This is a genomic window from Parabacteroides faecis (assembly GCF_014647375.1).
Classification (GTDB): domain Bacteria; phylum Bacteroidota; class Bacteroidia; order Bacteroidales; family Tannerellaceae; genus Parabacteroides; species Parabacteroides faecis.
Genome location: NZ_BMPB01000013.1, coordinates 170,036 through 187,420, shown reverse-complemented (window position 1 = coordinate 187,420; position 17,385 = coordinate 170,036). Strand labels below are relative to the sequence as shown.

Sequence of the window (17,385 nt, the reverse complement as noted above, 5' to 3'; positions counted from 1 at the left end):
TTCTAAGATTATTACCTACAAAAGCCTCTAAGAAGATATGACCCCAACCTTCAAAAAATCATTCCATCACAGTTTATATCACTTCCAGATAACTCCTTCCATTCCCTGCCCGATTTACGCGGATCTGTACCGGAATACGCTCCGTCATTTCCTGCACATGTGAAATCACACCGATTTTACGCCCCTGGGTACGCAGGCTTTCCAATGCATCCATAGCAATACGTAACGTATCGGCATCCAAAGATCCGAAACCTTCATCGATAAAGAGACTTTCTACCTTCATCCGGTTTGAAGATAAAGAAGATAACCCCAATGCTAGCGCCAGCGAAACCAGAAATGACTCCCCACCTGACAGACTATGTACCGTACGTATTTCATCGCACATATCACGGTCGATCACCTGCAAGGCCAACGTTTCGGGTACCCTCTCCAAACGATACCGACGGCTCAGGTCACGTAACTGGACATTGGCATAATTAAGCAAGACATCCAGTGTATAACCCTGCGCAATACGGCGGAACTTGGCTCCATCCGCAGAACCCGCCAGGTCATTCAGTTTCGCCCAACGTTCACTCTGTACACGGCATGCCTCCAGTTCTTTTTGCTGACTGGCTATTTTTTGTTTGTTCTCTGCATTGGAGCGGAGACGGAAAGCATACTCATTTTTCTCTTGGGTGACACGAGCCAATAAAGCATCCAGGGACTCCCCTCCGTGTTTCTCATTCCAGGATTCGGACCAGTCGGACAACGCTTTCTGACGAAGCAACAAATCCTCCGATGCTTTTTCAAGATCACGGGCGATCTGGTCGGAAATACCTTTCAACTGATCGGCAATACCCGATTGTTCAGTCTGGACGGTTTGCAGACGTTTCAAACGTTCTTTTAATTCTTCTTTACGAAGGTTATACTCCTGTTCAACCTGATCGGCAGGTTTACCGGACAAGAGTTTTGAACGTTCCGCCTGTAGTGCGGACAACTCCGTTCGGTTTTTCTCATGGCGCAAGGTAGCCTCCTCCGTCTCCCTGATCAATGAAGGAAGAAAAGAAGCATACGATTCGCACTCGGCTTTCTGAGCGCTTTGCTCCCGTTGCAGTTGCTGTAACTTCTCCGTATTTTCATGCCATTGACGAGCAAAAGTCGTTAATGTTTCCCGGAAAGAATCCGGGTCCTGTAACCATGCTTTCTGCCATTCATCATTCCCGAAAAGCCGGTTTGCGGCAGAGAGGGATTTATTGAGTGTTTCCTTGCTCTCCGCACAGATGGACTCTTCGCGGGTGATCTGGGTTTCAGCCAGTTTCTGTCGTCCCAGAATATCCGTACGGGATTGTTCAGCCTCGGTCAGTTCCTTATGGAGTTGCAAAAGCTGCTGACGTAATTGATTCAGCTGCTTTTCACCTGCTCCATAAGCCGCTTTACGGGCCGTCAACTGCTGAAGTTGCAAAGTCAAGGCAGCGATCAACTTCGGCATTTCAGATACGGCAGCATGTGTCACTGCAGGATGATGCAGACTTCCGCATACCGGACAGGGACTACCTTCCTGCAGTTTTTTCCGCAACTCCATGATATCGCCGCTGGCCGTTTGCCGTGCCTGTTCGATCAACAGATTTTCGCGCTCCACACGAACCGACTCTATCTGTTTATCGAGGGTCTCCATATCCTGCGATTTCAGTTCTTGTTCCTGTTTGCCGATAGCTTCCTCCGTTTTCCGGAGAGCTACCTGCTTATTTCCGGCTGTCCTCTGAACTGTTTCCAACTGGACAACCAGGCGAGAAGCCGTTTGTTTAATGCTCTCTATCGTCTTTGTCGATTTCTCAATGGTTTGCCGTGCGCCGGAAGCTGTATCCAGATGCAGTAATAAAGCAGAAAGTTGTTCCGCGATACTCTCTTTACGCTCATATCGTTTCCGCCAGTCGGTCAAACGGTTGATCTCTGCCATGCCATGCTCCTGTCTGGTCCGGGCGGCTTTCAATTTATCCTCACCTTCCTTTTTCCGTTGAAGCGCATCCCGCAGACGAATCTCCGTATCTTTGACGGAACGGATAGCTTCATCTAACCGGACATCCAACCTGCGAGCCTGTTGCAACTCCTGCTGCAAAGCTTTGAAGTCAGCATCCGAACGCTGTTCATCCTGAATACCTTGTTCATATTCTTTACGGGCAGTATTCAGAAGTTCCGTTGCCCGAAGCAATTTACCGGCAGCCTCCTTTTGTTGTACCTGACGGGTAGCGATCTGTTGCCCGGTGGCCTTAACCCCTTCCTGTAGCGCCTGTTGTTCGACTTTCGACTTCTCCAAATCCGACAAGGCTGCTTCTGATTCTTTCAGGCGTGTTTGCAGTTCCTGTTCCGCTTCTTCCGTCAGCAGCTCGATGCCCTGGATACGGGCTTGTATCTTATCATAAGCCTCTTTGGCAACAGCATTCTTTTCAAAGATCAGACGGGAGACCGAAGAATAAAGTTCGGTACCAGTCAACTTTTCGAGCAATGAGGCCTTTTCCCCCTGTTCCGCTTTCAGGAAAGTAGAAAAATCATTCTGTGCCAACAGGACAGAGCGGGTAAACTGTTCAAACGTCAAGCCGATCAGTTCAACCACACGCGATTGTAATTCCGAGCGGGTCCCCTGCTCCTCCTTTTCCTGATCTATATTATATAAGGCAACACGGGGACTTTGCAAACGTCCGTTCTCTTTGTCACGGGCACGTCCAACCGACCAGCGTGAACGGTAACGATGTCCGTTCAACGCCAGGAAATCGACTTCGGCATAACCGGAAGCCGTCCCTCTCCGCAACAAAAAGCGGGGGTCGCTTTGCGGAAGTACTTCCTCATTCACATCCCGTAATTTCACATTGTTCTCTTTTGCCTGATCCGTACGCGGCGTACGGGCAAACAAAGCGAGACACATGGCATCCAATATGGTAGATTTTCCAGCTCCCGTCGGTCCCGAGATAGCAAAGATCCCGGCAGACAACAAAGGTTCGACAGTAAAATCGACTTCAAATTCACCTTCCAGCGAGGCCAGGTTACGGCCCCTTATCGCTAATACTTTCATAGAGAGACCTCCCGCATTACATCGTTGAACAATGATTCGATATCCTCCGGCAACTCCCCGCCATATTTACTGGTAAAAGCATGTCTCAGCATATCCAGCGGGGCAATCCGTTGCAGGTCGCCGTAAGACAACGGACGAACCGTATCTTCCCCCTCCCGTTTCGGGTAAGAAGGAACGATAGAAGTCAGACGAACCGCCTTACCGGCAAGCGTCTCCTCTACCCTATGACGAAATCCCGGGTCGGGTTCGGTCAGTAACACCCGTACTTCGACGTATGGCCAACGACTCGGATTATCGGAATCTTCCTCTTCGGCAACAGGCAATTCTGCCAGCCGGGCAATTACTTCTTCCGGGGATGCGGGATGTTCCGGAATCCGGTGCAAGTCGACAAGCAAGGGCACAGGCACCGGTTCGACCGCCGACAAACATCCGTTATCGATTGTAACGGCAACAACCTGATGACGATAATTTGTCTCCGAAAAAGACATCGGTAACGGACTACCGGAATAACGCAGGTTCTCCCGGCCACCTATACGCTGTGCCTTATGAATATGTCCGAGAGCAGTATAAACCAATCCCTCGTCGAATGTATCGGAAGATACAGACTCCAACCCTCCCATAATGATACGTTCACTCCGGTCGTCTTCCGACAGTTCGGCTCCGGTTGCATGCAGGTGCCCCATAGCGACCAAGGCTTCGCCCGGTTGCCGCTTTCCATCGGCATAATCATACAGTTGCCGGTACATACGGTTTATACCGGCGATATAGGTATCGTGTGTCTCTTCCGAAGCCGGATAATCACCCTGCCGGAGATAAGGGACAGCCAGGCACCAGGCTTCACGCTTCTTTTCCTTATTATACAAAGGTATCAGCAGGGAGTCAAAATCAATCTCTCCGGTTTCCGTGCGCCGGATAATTCCGACGATAGAAGTATTCAACTCTTCCAGCAAAGGGACAGGAGATTCTAACCGGGCCGCCGAATCATGGTTTCCGGCAACAACCACAATTTGCAGGTGCGGATTACGCCGGTTCGCCTCTTTCAGGAAATGAAAGAAACGCCGCTGGGCCGCGGCAGACGGATTAGCGACATCGAATACATCTCCGGCAATCAACAGTACATCAGTCTGATGCTGCGCCAAGGTATCGACCAGCCAGTTCAGAAAAGCATCGTGTTCCTCCTCCCGGTCGTAACCGAAAAAGGTCTGCCCGAGATGCCAGTCGGCAGTATGTATGATCTTTAAAGACATCGTTTGTTTATCTTATTTTCATCAAATGAATATCAAAGATATTACTTTTTCTAAATAAACCTTATATTTGTAACTAAGTAATTTAAAGTACGCATAACAAGATATATTTATGAAAAAAACAATCACATCATTACTGTTCGGTACAATACTCTGCATCGTCCCGGCCTGCGGTCAGAGTGAAAAGAACGAACTCGATGCCACCCAAAAAGCTTTCATCGTTTCCCGCTTCTGTACCGAAGTAAAATACAATTTCGTCCACTACAACAATCTCACATACAACTGGGACAGCCTGTGTATAACCAGCTTACCTTCACTTACCGCTACTCAATCAGACGAGGACTTTATAAACGGGCTGAAACAATTATGCGCACAACTCCATGACGGGCATACGTTTATCTACCAGACAAAGTGGTCGAAAAATTCCAAAGAATGGCTCCGTCCTTTTCCAATAACAACCAAACGTGTCGGCAACCAGGTCTTTGTCACCTCCGTCCATAACTCAGAATTCAAAAAACAAGGCGTATCCTATGGTTGCGAAATATTGGAGATCGATGGCGAGAACGTACTGGAATATGCAGATAAACATATCACTCCATACCTTGCCTCCTCCACTCCACAATGGTCTGACCACGCTCCGTTCAGAGGATACGAGCTGACTAACGCAAAAGGGACCAAGGTTTCACGCATGTTGCTGCGTACCCCTGAAGGCAGAACATTCACAATAGAAAGCGATCGCAATATACCCTGGGATATCCCTGCCGACTCGTCCGTATTCGAATATAAAGTGCTTGAAGGTAATATCGGATTACTATCCGTCAAAAGCTTTTTAACAGAAGACTTTCATAGGGATGAATTTGATAAGATATACGAAGAAATTTTAAAGACCAATGCCCTTATTATCGATATCCGTGACAATGGAGGTGGTAATTCAGACCATGCTGACTATATAATCCGGCATTTCGATGACAAACCTGTGCGGTTGGGACGTTGGAGTAGCCGGATGTATATTGCAGCCCATGGTTCATGGGACTATCCTCAGGAGTGGTTTACGGAAAGTCCGGATCCGATGGAGCCTGTTAAAGACAAGCCCATTTACAAAAAACCGATCGCATTGTTGGTAAATGCCACGACATTTTCTTCGGCAGAAAACTTTTGTGTCACATACCGAGGACTTAACCGGGGTAAAATAATTGGAACTCCGACAGGTGGAAGCACCGGAAATCCGATATTTATAGACCTCGGATTTGGTTTAGGATGCAGCATCTGTACCAAAAACGAATGGGATGTGGATGGCCGCGAATTTATTGGAATCGGTATCGTCCCTGATATCGAAGTAAAAGAGAATACCGATATGTTTCTGAAAAACAAAGATGTAGTCATAGAAAAGGCCCTCGAGGTTTTAAAAGATTCATTATAAGCGAAAGCTAACTTAAAAAGCCCTATCTTTGTACCTTCAACAAATAACACTGGTATGGATTGGTTGCAGGAAGCTTTTTTTGAGCCGACGATGTTGCAGGCTGTTATAGTGATCTCACTGGTTTCGGCGGTGGGGTTATTTCTGGGAAGACAGAAAATATTCGGTATCTCACTGGGTATCACTTTTGTTTTCTTCGCCGGGATTTTGGCCGGACATTTCGGGATTGTAGTCAATAAGGATATGCTGAACTTTGCACAGAGCTTCGGTCTGATCCTGTTTGTCTATTCCCTCGGATTGCAGGTCGGTCCGGGTTTTTTCTCGTCTCTGAAAAAAGGTGGTGTCGCCATGAACATGATGGGGCTAGGCGTGGTACTGCTCGGATTGATACTGACACTTGTCCTGCACTGGACTACAGGCGTTTCGCTTCCCAACATGGTCGGATTACTCTGTGGAGCTGTCACCAACACACCCGCACTGGGAGCCGCACAACAAGCCCTGTTACAAGTAAACCCGGCGGACAGCAAGGAAGTGACAGACATGGCACTGGCTTGTGCCGTGGCTTATCCGTTAGGAGTCGTTGGCGTTATAATGGCGATCATCCTGTTAAGAAAAGTGTTCGCCAACAAGAATCTGCCGGACGATAAGGAGAAACACAACACGAAACCCAACATCACAGAATTCCATATCAGTAACCCTGCTATCTACGATAAAAGTATCAAGGATATCATGAAACTGACAGAGAAACATTTTGTTATCTCCCGTGTATGGCATAACGGGAAAGTCAGTATTCCCACTTCCGACACCATACTTCGTGAAGACGACCATTTGCTTATCATCTCCCATAAATCGGACGTAGAAACGATCAAAGTTCTTTTCGGGGAACAGGAGAACGTCGACTGGAACAAGGAAGATATCGACTGGAATGCAATCGACTCGCAACTGATTTCCCGCCGTATCGTCGTCACCCGTAACCGCGTGAACGGGGTAAAACTCGGATCACTCCGCCTGCGTAACCTGTATGGAATCAATATTACCCGCGTAAACCGTGCCGGTATCGACCTGGTTGCAGACTCTGCCCTTCATTTACAGATAGGCGACCGCCTGACGATCGTCGGAGAAAAAAATGCGATAAACAATGTCGGTAAAATCCTCGGCGATGAGATCAAACGCCTGGATAATCCGAATCTGTTAGCCGTATTTATCGGTATCTCGCTGGGAGTCCTGTTAGGTTCTTTGCCAATTATGCTGCCGGGCATGAATACACCGATCAAACTGGGTATTGCCGGTGGTCCGATCATTGTCGGCATCCTGATGGGAGCCTTCGGTCCGCGTTTCCATCTGACCACCTATACGACGATGAGTGCCAATCTGATGCTGCGCCAGCTAGGTATCGTAATCTATCTGGCAGGGCTGGGTATAGACTCGGGTGCCCACTTCTTTGAGACGGTATTCCGGGCAGAGGGGCTGCTTTGGGTAGGTCTGGGGTTCCTGCTGACAATCGTACCTGTTCTGATAGTCGGTTTCATCGCTTCCCAGTTCCTTAAACTCGATTATGCCCATAACGTAGGAATGCTCTGCGGCAGCATGGCAAATCCGATGGCACTAACCTATGCCAACACAACGGTCGAAGGCGATGAGCCTTCGGTGGCCTATGCGACTGTCTATCCCCTTTCCATGTTCATCCGGGTGATATCGGCTCAATTGATCATTATGCTATTTATGTAAAGCTTATACCAAACAGGTCCGGATCAACAATACTGATAGCAGAAGAGTAAAGATGAAAACATTCCGCGCCGTATGTCCCAATGTTTTGTTGAGCTCACGCCCTTCAAAACGGTAGAGTTCACGCCAGGTCGCATAGAAAAGGGCGAAAAAGGCAGCGAACAGAAATAAGATCCACCACGGGGCATCAAACAGGAGCGGCATTGCGAGCATAAGAGCGACCACCCCATTCAACAGATAGAATATCCGACCGAAGCCACGCCCAAACAAGACGATCGTAGTCCGTTTCCGGGCTGCCTTATCCTGGGCATAGTCACGGTAATTATTCACAATCAGAATATTTGTGGATAGTAATCCGACCGATAATGATAAAAGGAACGATAACAAAGAGAACGATAATGCCTGCACGTAATAAGTGAAGCACACCGGAATAACCCCGTAAAATAAGACCACACAAACATCTCCCAGCCCGTTATACGCCAAAGGAAAAGGTCCGGCAGAATAGGCTAACACGCAAATAGCGATAGCAATCCCGACAGGGATCAGTTCCCAACCGGCATAAAATAAAAGCATGCAGCCGCATAGGCAAGACAACCCCAATGTTATAAAGGTAGCCTTCAGCATCGCCTTCGGAGTGATCCATCCCTGGGCTACCGCACGTTCAGGTCCCAGACGATCTTCCTTATCCGCTCCCTTTTTAAAATCGAAGTAATCGTTTGCAAAATTACTGGCTATCTGTGCCAACAAAGCCACACCAAAACATAAAAAAGCCGGTACTAACCGGAATACTCCTTCACACCAGGCTAAAACACAAGCTAATAACACCGGACTTAACGATGCAGGCAGTGTTTTCGGCCGGGCCGCTTCCACCCATGATTTCAAAAGGCTCTTCTTCTCTTTCATCTTCTCTCATTCATAATTAACAGGCAAAAGTATAAACAAAAACTACAATGATTTGTTATTTTATTAAGAATTCGTATATCTTTGCAGCATGAAAAATTTTCTGTTCATACTGACTCTGCTTTTCGGCATCTTGCTTTTCTCTCCACAAGAGGAGACTGGAAGCAACGATATTGCCGTGTCTAAAAAAGAGGCAGTCATGAAAGAAAAAAGTTCTGCCGATGTACAATATTACCTCACTGTCTTGAGCACAGACCTCAAAGAAAGCAAAGGCCTGACTGCACGCAGAACCGTTCAACTGACAAATAATACATTTCATTTACGCACGCTGAAAATAGCGGAAAAAGTACTTCAGGACATTCGCCTGAAAGAAATGAATGCACAACGAAAAGTGTTGGAGAATGTATCGGAATGTCAAACTATAAATCTGTCCACCCTTCTCTGCCGTACGGCGCAACATGTGTTTGCCCTGCGGAAACTCATTATTTAATTTTTAAAGGATAACTATGTCTTCATGTATGGTGGTTTCGCTATACATGCTATCTGGCGGATCCATGGTCCGTTCTCTTGCTGTATGCCGGTTTATTACTTGCTGCAGTAAAACAAGCATTATTTATTCATTTAAAAATTATAATATTATGTCTACAAAAAAATCAAATAAAACACGTATTTATCTGTCAGTTATTATCACAATTATCGGTTGCGTATTAGCTTGTAGTTCCATCATTCCTAATGACTATCTGAAGTTATTGGTTGTAATGTGCGCTCTGGGATACGGATTGTTCGGTATCATGAAAGGATTGAGCAACTCCGGTTCTACAGAAGAAACAGCTATTGAAGAAAAAGAATAAGTTCGATTGAACAAAAGTAACCTTTAAAAAGTTTATAAAATGAAGATAAATAAAGATTTGGTAGACGCCGTCATGATGGTATCGTTTATCATATTGGTTTTGATCGGTACAACCGATTTTGAAAATGCAATTGTTAAAGATGTAACAATGGGAGCACTAGGGTTATTGACAGTCAGTATGGTCGTACTTCGTGCCATACAATTAAGACAAGCTGCCAAAGAGCCGAAGGAAGAATACGAATATTAAATCACTAATACGAATATTCCTAACAACCCTAACTAAAATGTCTAGTTGCTTCCTGCTGTTACTCCGAAGCGATTCCGGGGTTATCCAAGGTACGTTTTTCTGCCTAAAAAATAACTTGCTGTTTACTTGGTTACGGTAATCTTTGATTATCGGACAACAGGAAGCCGGACATTGTAATAAAAAGATTAGTAAATTTGCAGCCATGATAACAAGCGTTACATTATTAATTCTTTCATTGTTTGCTCTTTATATCGGAGCAGGCTGGTTGGTAAAAGGGAGTACGGAATTAGCGCTGAAAGCCAGAATATCCAATCTGGTGATCGGACTTACGATCGTTGCATTCGGTACCAGTGCTCCGGAATTGGTAGTCAGTCTGAATGCCTCCTTGTCCGGACAGGGAGATATAGCAGTCGGTAATATTATCGGTTCCAACATTTTCAACATTGCCGTCATTCTCGGTATTTCTGCCGCCATCCATCCCTTACAAGCCAAACGCCAACTCACCCGTCTGGACATTCCTATCCTGATCGCCGCAACTGTTGTTTTCACCCTCCTCTTTTGGAACGGGACTCTCAACAGACTGGAAGGTTGCCTGTTCCTGGTAGGTATCATCCTCTATACTGTATTCAGCCTGTATTACTCACGAAAACATGAAAAGAAAATAGAAGAACAAGCCGGGGAACTGGAAAAACAACCTGAACCCTGGCATAAAGATCTCCTGTATATCGCAGGTGGACTGGTCATACTGATATTTGCCTCCAACCTGCTCGTCGATAATGCCGTTTCAATCGCTCAGGAGTTAGGTGTCAGCGAAGCTGTGATCGGACTGACAATCGTCGCTGCGGGCACAAGCTTGCCGGAACTGGCCACATCGGTTGTCTCAGCACTCAAGAAGAACCCGGATATTGCGATCGGAAATATCGTAGGTTCCAACTTATTCAATATCCTGGCGATCGCAGGTACCAGTTCGGTGGTCAATCCCATTGTAGCGAAAAACGTGAATTACATCGATTTGCTGGTCATGCTGGGACTGTCCCTACTCCTGCTCCCACTGGCAAAAAGCGGACAAAAAATATCCCGAACCGAAGGATGGGCACTGATAGTAATGTATTTATGTTACCTGGCCTGGTTGCTCAGGGATCTGATCTGATAATGTAAAAGCAGGACTCTTTGAAGGTCTTGCTTTTTTTATACCTTTGTGGCTTCCATACATATTATTTTAAACGATCAGCATGAGAAAGTTTTTTACCCTGACGATTTTATTGCTTGCTGTTTTCTGTGGGAAAGCACAAAACATTCAGTTACATTATGATTTTGGAGGAGCCCTCTATGACAAGGATCTGGACGGACGTCCGGCATTGACCTCCACGGTGGAAATGTTCAAACCGGATAAATGGGGAAGTACTTACTTCTTCGTGGATATGGATTATAAAAGCAGCGGAGTAGCTTCAGCTTACTGGGAGATTGCCCGCGAACTGAGTTTCTGGAAACCGCCTTTCTCTGTCCATTTAGAGTATAATGGCGGTTTGATGAAGGGAGCCTCCTATAATAACGCCTATCTGGGTGGTGCGACTTATACTTATAACAGCAAGGATTTCAGCAGGGGGATCACCTTCACTGCTATGTACAAATATATCCAGAAACATAAAACACCCAACAACTTCCAGTTGACAACAACCTGGTATCTTCATTTTGCGAAGAACGGATTGTGCACTTTCAGCGGCTTTGCCGATTGGTGGCGGGAAAAGAACGATCACGGAAACTTCATCTTCCTGTCTGAGCCTCAGATATGGGTAAACCTCAACAAGATAAAAGGGATAGATGATAAATTTAAGTTGAGTGTTGGTAGCGAAGTCGAGTTAAGCCATAATTTCGGAGGACGGGACGGCTTTTATACCATTCCCACACTCGCTGTAAAATGGACATTCGATTAAATAAAGTTGTATGATACAAAAACTATTAGGGTTTGATAAACAGACCATGACAATCCGTACGGAAGTCATTGCCGGCATTACTACATTCCTAACAATGAGTTATATCCTGGCTGTCAATCCGTCTATCCTCGGTACAACCGGTATGGATAAAGGTGCGGTTTTCACAGCTACGGCATTAGCCTCCGCCATAGCGACACTTCTCCTTGCTTTCATGGCAAAACTACCGTTCGCACAAGCTCCGAGCATGGCATTGAACGCTTTTTTTGCATTCACCTTGGTTCAGGGGATGGGGTATACCTGGCAGACAGCCATGACAGCCATGTTTGTAGAGGGCGTGATATTTATCCTTATTACCTTTCTTAATATCCGGGAGCTTATACTCAATAGCATCCCCATGAATCTGCGTTATGCTATATCATCGGGGATCGGTATATTCATCGCTTTCATAGGATTGAAAAATGCAGGGATCATCGAGTCAAACCCGGCAACCTTCGTGATGTTCGGGGCTTTTACACCTTCTTCTGTCCTGGCGATGGTCGGTATATTATTAAGTGGCGTACTGATTGTCAAGAAGGTAAAAGGGGCCTTGTTCTACAGTATCCTGATCTGTACCCTGATCGGCATACCACTCGGGGTGACGGAAATACCGGAAGGGTTCCTTCCTGTTTCCATGCCTCATTCGATGGAGCCTACCTTCTGCAAATTCGATTTTTCCGAGTTCTTCACGTTGGATATGGCAGTCGTGATCTTTACTCTATTGTTCATGAATATATTCGATACGGTAGGAACATTGGTCGGTTTGGCTTCCAAGACCGGGATTATGGGAGAAGACGGACATATCCCGCATGTGAAAGAGGCGATGATGTCTGATGCGATAGGTACTACTATCGGGGCGATGATGGGTAGCTCTACCATTACAACGTATGTGGAAAGTGCCTCAGGTATCGCAGAAGGCGGCCGGTCCGGTTTCACATCCCTGGTAACAGGTTTACTGTTTATCCTGGCGTTGTTTTTTGCACCGTTGTTCCTGCTTATTCCCAGTGCGGCAACAAGCGGGGCTTTAGTCCTTGTCGGCGTCTTCATGATGGATTCGATCTCCAAGATAGATATGGAAGATATGTCGGAAGCGCTTCCGGCTTTCATTACCATTATAATGATGGTTCTTACTTACTCCATCGCCGACGGAATGGTGTTAGGGTTGCTTTGCTACGTGCTGATAAAATTATTCTGCGGTAAGCACAAGGATATCAGTATTACGATGTATATACTGGCTGTCCTGTTCTTATTGAAATTCATATTTGCATAAAAGAATATTTTCCAGATATAAAAAAGGGGATAATCTGCATAAGATCATCCCCTTTTCTACTTTTATATATCAGTGTTACCAGATCACTACCCGTTCAGCCGGCATCATATACATCGGATCGCCTTCTTTAATATCGAATGCAGAATAGAAAGTATCGATATTACGTAAAGCTGCATTTACACGCCATTTACCCAAAGAATGCGGGTCGATCTTAGTCAGGCGCAGGATCTCTTCCGGACGGATATTCTGCCCCCAGAGGGTTGCATATCCCAGATAGAAACGTTGTTCGTTTGTAAACCCGTCGATCGGAGCCGGAGTTTCTTTTCCTTTCAATGAATTCAGATAAGCCAGATGCGAAACTAGCAGACCACCCTGGTCGGCGATGTTTTCACCTAAAGTATAACGTCCATTGGCATGAACACTGTCTACGACGATGATATTGTCGTATTGTTGTACCAAACGGTCGGCACGTTCTGTAAACCGTACAGCATCTTCCGGAGTCCACCAGTCGGTCAGGTTACCGTCTTTATCGTAGTTACGTCCCTGGTCGTCAAATCCATGTGTCATTTCATGACCGATCACCACACCGATAGCTCCATAATTGACAGCATCGTCGGCTTCCGGATTGAAGAAAGGAGGTTGCAGGATAGCGGCAGGGAAACAGATTTCATTTGTTGTCGGATTATAATAAGCATTCACTGTCTGCGGAGTCATTCCCCAGCGAGCTTTGTCGACCGGCTTTCCAGCCTGTTGCAACATATAATCCATTTCAAAGATATTTGAACGGCATACATTTGCCCAGTAAGAATCGTCTTTGATCTCCAGAGCCGTATAATCGCGCCATTTATCCGGATAACCGATCTTTACGACAAAAGCAGACAGTTTTTCCTGTGCTTTCACCTTCGTCTCATCGCTCATCCATTCAAGACCGGCAATACGTTCCGACAAAGCTTTCTGTAAATTACCTACCAATTCCAACATCTTCTCCTTGGAAGAAGCCGGGAAGTATTTAGTAACATACATTTGGCCTACAGCCTCACCCAAAGCATCATTCACTGTTGACAAAGAGCGTTTCCAACGAGGCTTCTGCTCCTGTTTTCCAGACATTATTTTTCCATAAAAATCAAATTCGGCAGATACAAAATCATCGCTCAGGTAGGGTGCTCCCGCATTCAGCAAGTTGAATGCCAGATAATATTTCTGTTCGTCGATGGATACATTTTTCATAAATTCACCCAATGCGTCATAGAACGGAAGTTGTTTGGCATCCAGATATTCTATTTCCATCAAACCCATGCTCTCGAAATAGACATCCCAGTCCAAAGGATTATTCCTGGCCTTAAATTCTTCCAGTTTGATCTTATTATAATTCTTCTGCGTATCGCGGAGATCCTCACGGCTAAAAGAAATTTCAGCAATGCCGGTTTCTATTTTCATCACAGCATTTACTGCTGCATCTGCCTGTTCCGGAGATGCTCCGGTCAAAGTAAACAGTTGTTTGATGAATTGCTTATAAGCATCACGGACCTTCACCGTTGCCTCATCGTCAAGCAGGTAATAATCGCGGTCGCCCATGCCTAAACCGGCTTGATACATTTGAACGATATTCATCGAACTGTTCTTTTCATCGGCATCGACAAACAAAGCAAAGAAAGGAGCCATTCCCTCTTTATGCAGAACGGCGACCATTTTAGCAACATCCGCTTTTGTTCCCAGGCGTTGGATAGCTTCCAGCTGTTCTTTGACAGGAGCCATTCCGTCCTTATTCAACTTGATACTGTCGAGACCCATTTCATACAACATACCGATTTTCTGGGCAACACTTCCGGCTTCCTGCGGAGTTGTTCCTAATTCATTGATAAGAGTACGTAATTGTTCCTGATTATCTTCATTCAGCTGGTCGAATGTTCCAAAGCGTGAATACTCCGGTTTAAGAGGATTGTTCTTTATCCATCCTCCACAGGCATACTCATAAAAATCAGTACCGGGAGCTACTGTTGTGTCCAGATTTGCCAGATTGATAGCGTCCACTTTTGCAGTTTCCTTCACAGGTGATTTACTGCACCCCGTCATTGCCATCATACCGGCAGCAACCAACGGAATTACTATTAACTTCTTCATTTTTGTTCAACGTTTACTTGAATTATGCCGCAAAGGTACATAAATTCAGATAAATAGAACCGATTTTAGCCTAATATGACCGATTATTATACCTCTGATCTTTCTTTTTTTACCTACTTTTACCATCGGAAAATATTTATAAACTTAATTTTTATCATGAATCACCTTATGAAGACCGTAACATTTCTAATGTTCATGTTAATTTGCGTACTGTCCGGATGCAAAAACCAATCCGGTGGTAACAGCTCCTTTGAAATCGGAGACAAAACATTCCTGCTGGATGGAAAGCCGTTCGTTATAAAGGCTGCCGAAATTCATTACACCCGAATCCCCGTAGAATATTGGGAACATCGCATACAGATGTGCAAAGCTCTGGGCATGAACACCATCTGTATTTATGCTTTCTGGAATATCCATGAACAGAAACCCGGAGAGTTTGATTTCAGCGGACAAAACGATATTGCGGCATTCTGCCGCCTGGCACAGAAACAGGGTATGTATATCATGCTCCGTCCCGGCCCATACGTTTGTTCTGAATGGGAAATGGGGGGACTGCCCTGGTGGTTACTTAAAAAAGAAGACATACAACTGCGTACCAACGATCCCTATTTTATTGAACGTACACGTATCTATATGAATGAGATCGGAAAACAACTGGCCGATATGCAGATCACACGAGGCGGTAATATTATTATGGTACAGGTCGAGAACGAATACGGCTCATACGCAACGGATAAGTCTTATATAGCCAAGAACCGCGATATTCTACGTGAGGCCGGGTTCACAGATGTGCCACTATTCCAATGTGACTGGAGTTCCAACTTCCTGAACAATGCACTCGACGATCTGGTCTGGACCGTCAACTTCGGCACAGGAGCCAATATCGAGGAACAATTCAAAAAACTGAAGGAAGTCCGCCCGAACACACCGTTAATGTGCAGTGAATTCTGGAGCGGCTGGTTCGACCACTGGGGAAGAAAACATGAGACACGCGATGCGGAAACAATGATCGCCGGTCTGAAAGATATGCTGGACCGCAATATCTCTTTTTCCTTATATATGACGCACGGAGGTACGACATTCGGACATTGGGGAGGTGCAAACAGCCCTGCCTACTCGGCCATGTGCAGCTCGTATGATTACGATGCTCCGATCAGTGAGGCCGGCTGGGCCACTCCCAAATATTACAAGTTACGTGAATTTATGGCAAATTATATGAAACCGGGAGAAGTACAGTCCGATATTCCGGAAGCATTCCCGGTTATTGAAATCCCGGAATTCGAACTAAAAGAAACGGCTTTAGTTTTTGATAATTTACCGGAACCCAAAACCAGCCACGACATCAAACCGATGGAACAATTCGACCAGGGTTGGGGCAGCATCCTGTACCGTACGACCTTACCGGCCGTCAAAGCAGGCACGACCTTATTGATAGACGAGGTACACGACTGGGCACAGGTTTTCATAAACGGCAAATTAATCGGTCGTCTGGACCGCCGTCGCGGAGAATTCACGATCAAATTACCGGCTACCACTGCAGGAGCTCAATTGGACATCCTTATCGAAGCAATGGGACGTGTTAATTTCGACAAAGCGATCCATGACCGGAAAGGTATCACAAATAAAGTGGCACTTATCACCGAGTCTTCTACGGATGAATTAAAAGATTGGCAGATTTACAACTTGCCTGTGGATTATTCATTTGCAGAAAATAAAAAATATGTACCCGGAACAAAGGTAGACGGTCCTGCTTACTACCGTGCCACTTTCAATATCGAATCTCCCGGCGACGTATTCCTGGACATGCAGACATGGGGAAAAGGAATGGTATGGGTTAACGGAAAGGCCATGGGACGTTTTTGGGAAATAGGTCCCCAGCAAACTTTATTCATGCCGGGATGCTGGCTTAAAAAGGGGGAAAATGAAATTATCGTCCTCGACCTGAAAGGACCTGAAAAAGCGACTATTAAAGGTTTGAAGACTCCGATCCTCGACATGTTACGCCCGGAATCGCCACTTACCAACCGTAAAGAAGGAGAAGTTCTGAACCTGAAAAACGAAAAACCTGTCGGACAAGGATCTTTAAAAGCCGGTAACGGCTGGCAGGAAGTAAAATTCGATGCACCTGTTCAGGCACGTCACTTCTGCCTGGAAGCAATGAACGCACAAGACGGAAAAGATAATGCCGCTCTTGCCGAATTTTATTTGCTGGATGAAAACGGTAAACCGCTCTCCCGCCAGCATTGGAAAATTGCTTATGCGGATAGCGAAGAGACATCCGGCGGAAATTTCACTGCCGATAAGATATTCGATTTACAAGAGTCAACTTACTGGAGCACAGCCAGAGGAGCAAAATATCCTCACCAAGTGGTTATTGATCTGCGTGAAAACGTAACAATATCCGGATTCCGTTACCTGCCCCGTGCAGAAGAGGGTTATCCCGGAATGATCAAAGATTATAAAGCGTACGCGAAAATGACCCCGTTCAGTTATTAAAACGGCTCGTTGTTTTTCAGTTGACAGATGACAGTTGACAAGTGACAGTTTAGCTTCGCGCTCTATAAATCGGCTGAAAGCCGAAATAACTGTCAACTG

The 17,385-nt window shown here is 45.8% G+C and carries 13 protein-coding genes; 9 read left to right on the top strand and 4 right to left on the bottom strand.

Translation table 11 applies throughout. From position 1 onward, the window contains the following. Positions 1-73 precede the first annotated feature (73 nt). Both IEY67_RS19080 and IEY67_RS19075 read right to left on the bottom strand, forming a co-directional pair. Positions 74-3,046: an AAA family ATPase gene (locus IEY67_RS19080; RefSeq protein WP_183670779.1), complete on the bottom strand. Its 2,973-nt coding sequence runs from the start codon at positions 3,044-3,046 to the stop codon at positions 74-76. Continuing rightward, positions 3,043-4,293: an exonuclease SbcCD subunit D gene (locus IEY67_RS19075; protein WP_183670781.1), complete on the bottom strand. Its 1,251-nt coding sequence runs from the start codon at positions 4,291-4,293 to the stop codon at positions 3,043-3,045. Before IEY67_RS19075 ends, IEY67_RS19080 begins: the two co-directional genes overlap by 4 nt. Before the next feature lie 109 nt (positions 4,294-4,402). On the opposite strand from IEY67_RS19075, the gene IEY67_RS19070 reads away from it, so the two are divergent. Beyond that, positions 4,403-5,710, top strand: a complete 1,308-nt coding sequence (locus IEY67_RS19070) for a S41 family peptidase (RefSeq protein ID WP_122374079.1) — start codon at positions 4,403-4,405, stop codon at positions 5,708-5,710. A 54-nt stretch (positions 5,711-5,764) separates the two neighbouring features. After that, complete coding sequence (locus IEY67_RS19065; protein WP_122352983.1) at positions 5,765-7,435, top strand: putative transporter; 1,671 nt, start codon at positions 5,765-5,767, stop codon at positions 7,433-7,435. 3 nt (positions 7,436-7,438) lie between these two features. Here IEY67_RS19065 and IEY67_RS19060 read toward each other — a convergent pair whose 3' ends face one another. Beyond that, positions 7,439-8,335, bottom strand: coding sequence for a 1,4-dihydroxy-2-naphthoate polyprenyltransferase (locus IEY67_RS19060; protein WP_122374078.1), 897 nt, complete (start codon positions 8,333-8,335; stop codon positions 7,439-7,441). An 88-nt stretch (positions 8,336-8,423) separates the two neighbouring features. Between IEY67_RS19060 and IEY67_RS19055 the strand changes: the two genes are divergently transcribed. From IEY67_RS19055 to IEY67_RS19030, 6 genes are all read left to right on the top strand, one after another. Next, complete coding sequence (locus tag IEY67_RS19055; RefSeq protein WP_122374077.1) at positions 8,424-8,822, top strand: hypothetical protein; 399 nt, start codon at positions 8,424-8,426, stop codon at positions 8,820-8,822. Between the two features lie 148 nt (positions 8,823-8,970). Further along, positions 8,971-9,183 (top strand): hypothetical protein, encoded by a 213-nt coding sequence (locus IEY67_RS19050; protein ID WP_122374076.1) that lies wholly within the window; start codon positions 8,971-8,973, stop codon positions 9,181-9,183. Positions 9,184-9,222: 39 nt separating this feature from the next. Next, complete coding sequence (locus tag IEY67_RS19045) at positions 9,223-9,429, top strand: hypothetical protein (protein WP_122374075.1); 207 nt, start codon at positions 9,223-9,225, stop codon at positions 9,427-9,429. A gap of 202 nt (positions 9,430-9,631) precedes the next feature. Further along, a complete protein-coding gene (locus tag IEY67_RS19040; RefSeq protein WP_183670783.1) occupies positions 9,632-10,579 on the top strand; it encodes a calcium/sodium antiporter in 948 nt (315 codons plus the stop codon). An 82-nt stretch (positions 10,580-10,661) separates the two neighbouring features. Beyond that, positions 10,662-11,363, top strand: a complete 702-nt coding sequence (locus IEY67_RS19035; RefSeq protein WP_122352977.1) for a nucleoside-specific channel-forming Tsx family protein — start codon at positions 10,662-10,664, stop codon at positions 11,361-11,363. Positions 11,364-11,373: 10 nt separating this feature from the next. Beyond that, a complete protein-coding gene (locus IEY67_RS19030) occupies positions 11,374-12,669 on the top strand; it encodes an NCS2 family permease (RefSeq protein WP_183670786.1) in 1,296 nt (431 codons plus the stop codon). Positions 12,670-12,744: 75 nt separating this feature from the next. On the opposite strand, the gene IEY67_RS19025 is transcribed toward IEY67_RS19030, so the two are convergent. After that, a complete protein-coding gene (locus IEY67_RS19025; RefSeq protein WP_183670788.1) occupies positions 12,745-14,790 on the bottom strand; it encodes a M13 family metallopeptidase in 2,046 nt (681 codons plus the stop codon). 156 nt (positions 14,791-14,946) lie between these two features. Here IEY67_RS19025 and IEY67_RS19020 point away from each other — a divergent pair, with 156 nt between their 5' ends. Continuing rightward, positions 14,947-17,286: a beta-galactosidase gene (locus IEY67_RS19020; protein WP_183670790.1), complete on the top strand. Its 2,340-nt coding sequence runs from the start codon at positions 14,947-14,949 to the stop codon at positions 17,284-17,286. The last annotated feature ends 99 nt before the right edge of the window (positions 17,287-17,385 follow it).

Excerpts from the sequence above, each read along its gene's own strand:
- IEY67_RS19065 (WP_122352983.1), top strand. The coding sequence starts at position 5,765 with ATGGATTGGTTGCAGGAAGCTTTTTTTGAGCCGACGATGTTGCAGGCT.
- IEY67_RS19050 (WP_122374076.1), top strand. The coding sequence starts at position 8,971 with ATGTCTACAAAAAAATCAAATAAAACACGTATTTATCTGTCAGTTATT.
- IEY67_RS19070 (WP_122374079.1), top strand. The coding sequence starts at position 4,403 with ATGAAAAAAACAATCACATCATTACTGTTCGGTACAATACTCTGCATC.
- IEY67_RS19045 (WP_122374075.1), top strand. The coding sequence starts at position 9,223 with ATGAAGATAAATAAAGATTTGGTAGACGCCGTCATGATGGTATCGTTT.
- IEY67_RS19040 (WP_183670783.1), top strand. The coding sequence starts at position 9,632 with ATGATAACAAGCGTTACATTATTAATTCTTTCATTGTTTGCTCTTTAT.
- IEY67_RS19060 (WP_122374078.1), bottom strand. The coding sequence starts at position 8,335 with ATGAAAGAGAAGAAGAGCCTTTTGAAATCATGGGTGGAAGCGGCCCGG.
- IEY67_RS19020 (WP_183670790.1), top strand. The coding sequence starts at position 14,947 with ATGAATCACCTTATGAAGACCGTAACATTTCTAATGTTCATGTTAATT.
- IEY67_RS19055 (WP_122374077.1), top strand. The coding sequence starts at position 8,424 with ATGAAAAATTTTCTGTTCATACTGACTCTGCTTTTCGGCATCTTGCTT.
- IEY67_RS19030 (WP_183670786.1), top strand. The coding sequence starts at position 11,374 with ATGATACAAAAACTATTAGGGTTTGATAAACAGACCATGACAATCCGT.
- IEY67_RS19025 (WP_183670788.1), bottom strand. The coding sequence starts at position 14,790 with ATGAAGAAGTTAATAGTAATTCCGTTGGTTGCTGCCGGTATGATGGCA.
- IEY67_RS19035 (WP_122352977.1), top strand. The coding sequence starts at position 10,662 with ATGAGAAAGTTTTTTACCCTGACGATTTTATTGCTTGCTGTTTTCTGT.
- IEY67_RS19080 (WP_183670779.1), bottom strand. The coding sequence starts at position 3,046 with ATGAAAGTATTAGCGATAAGGGGCCGTAACCTGGCCTCGCTGGAAGGT.
- IEY67_RS19075 (WP_183670781.1), bottom strand. The coding sequence starts at position 4,293 with ATGTCTTTAAAGATCATACATACTGCCGACTGGCATCTCGGGCAGACC.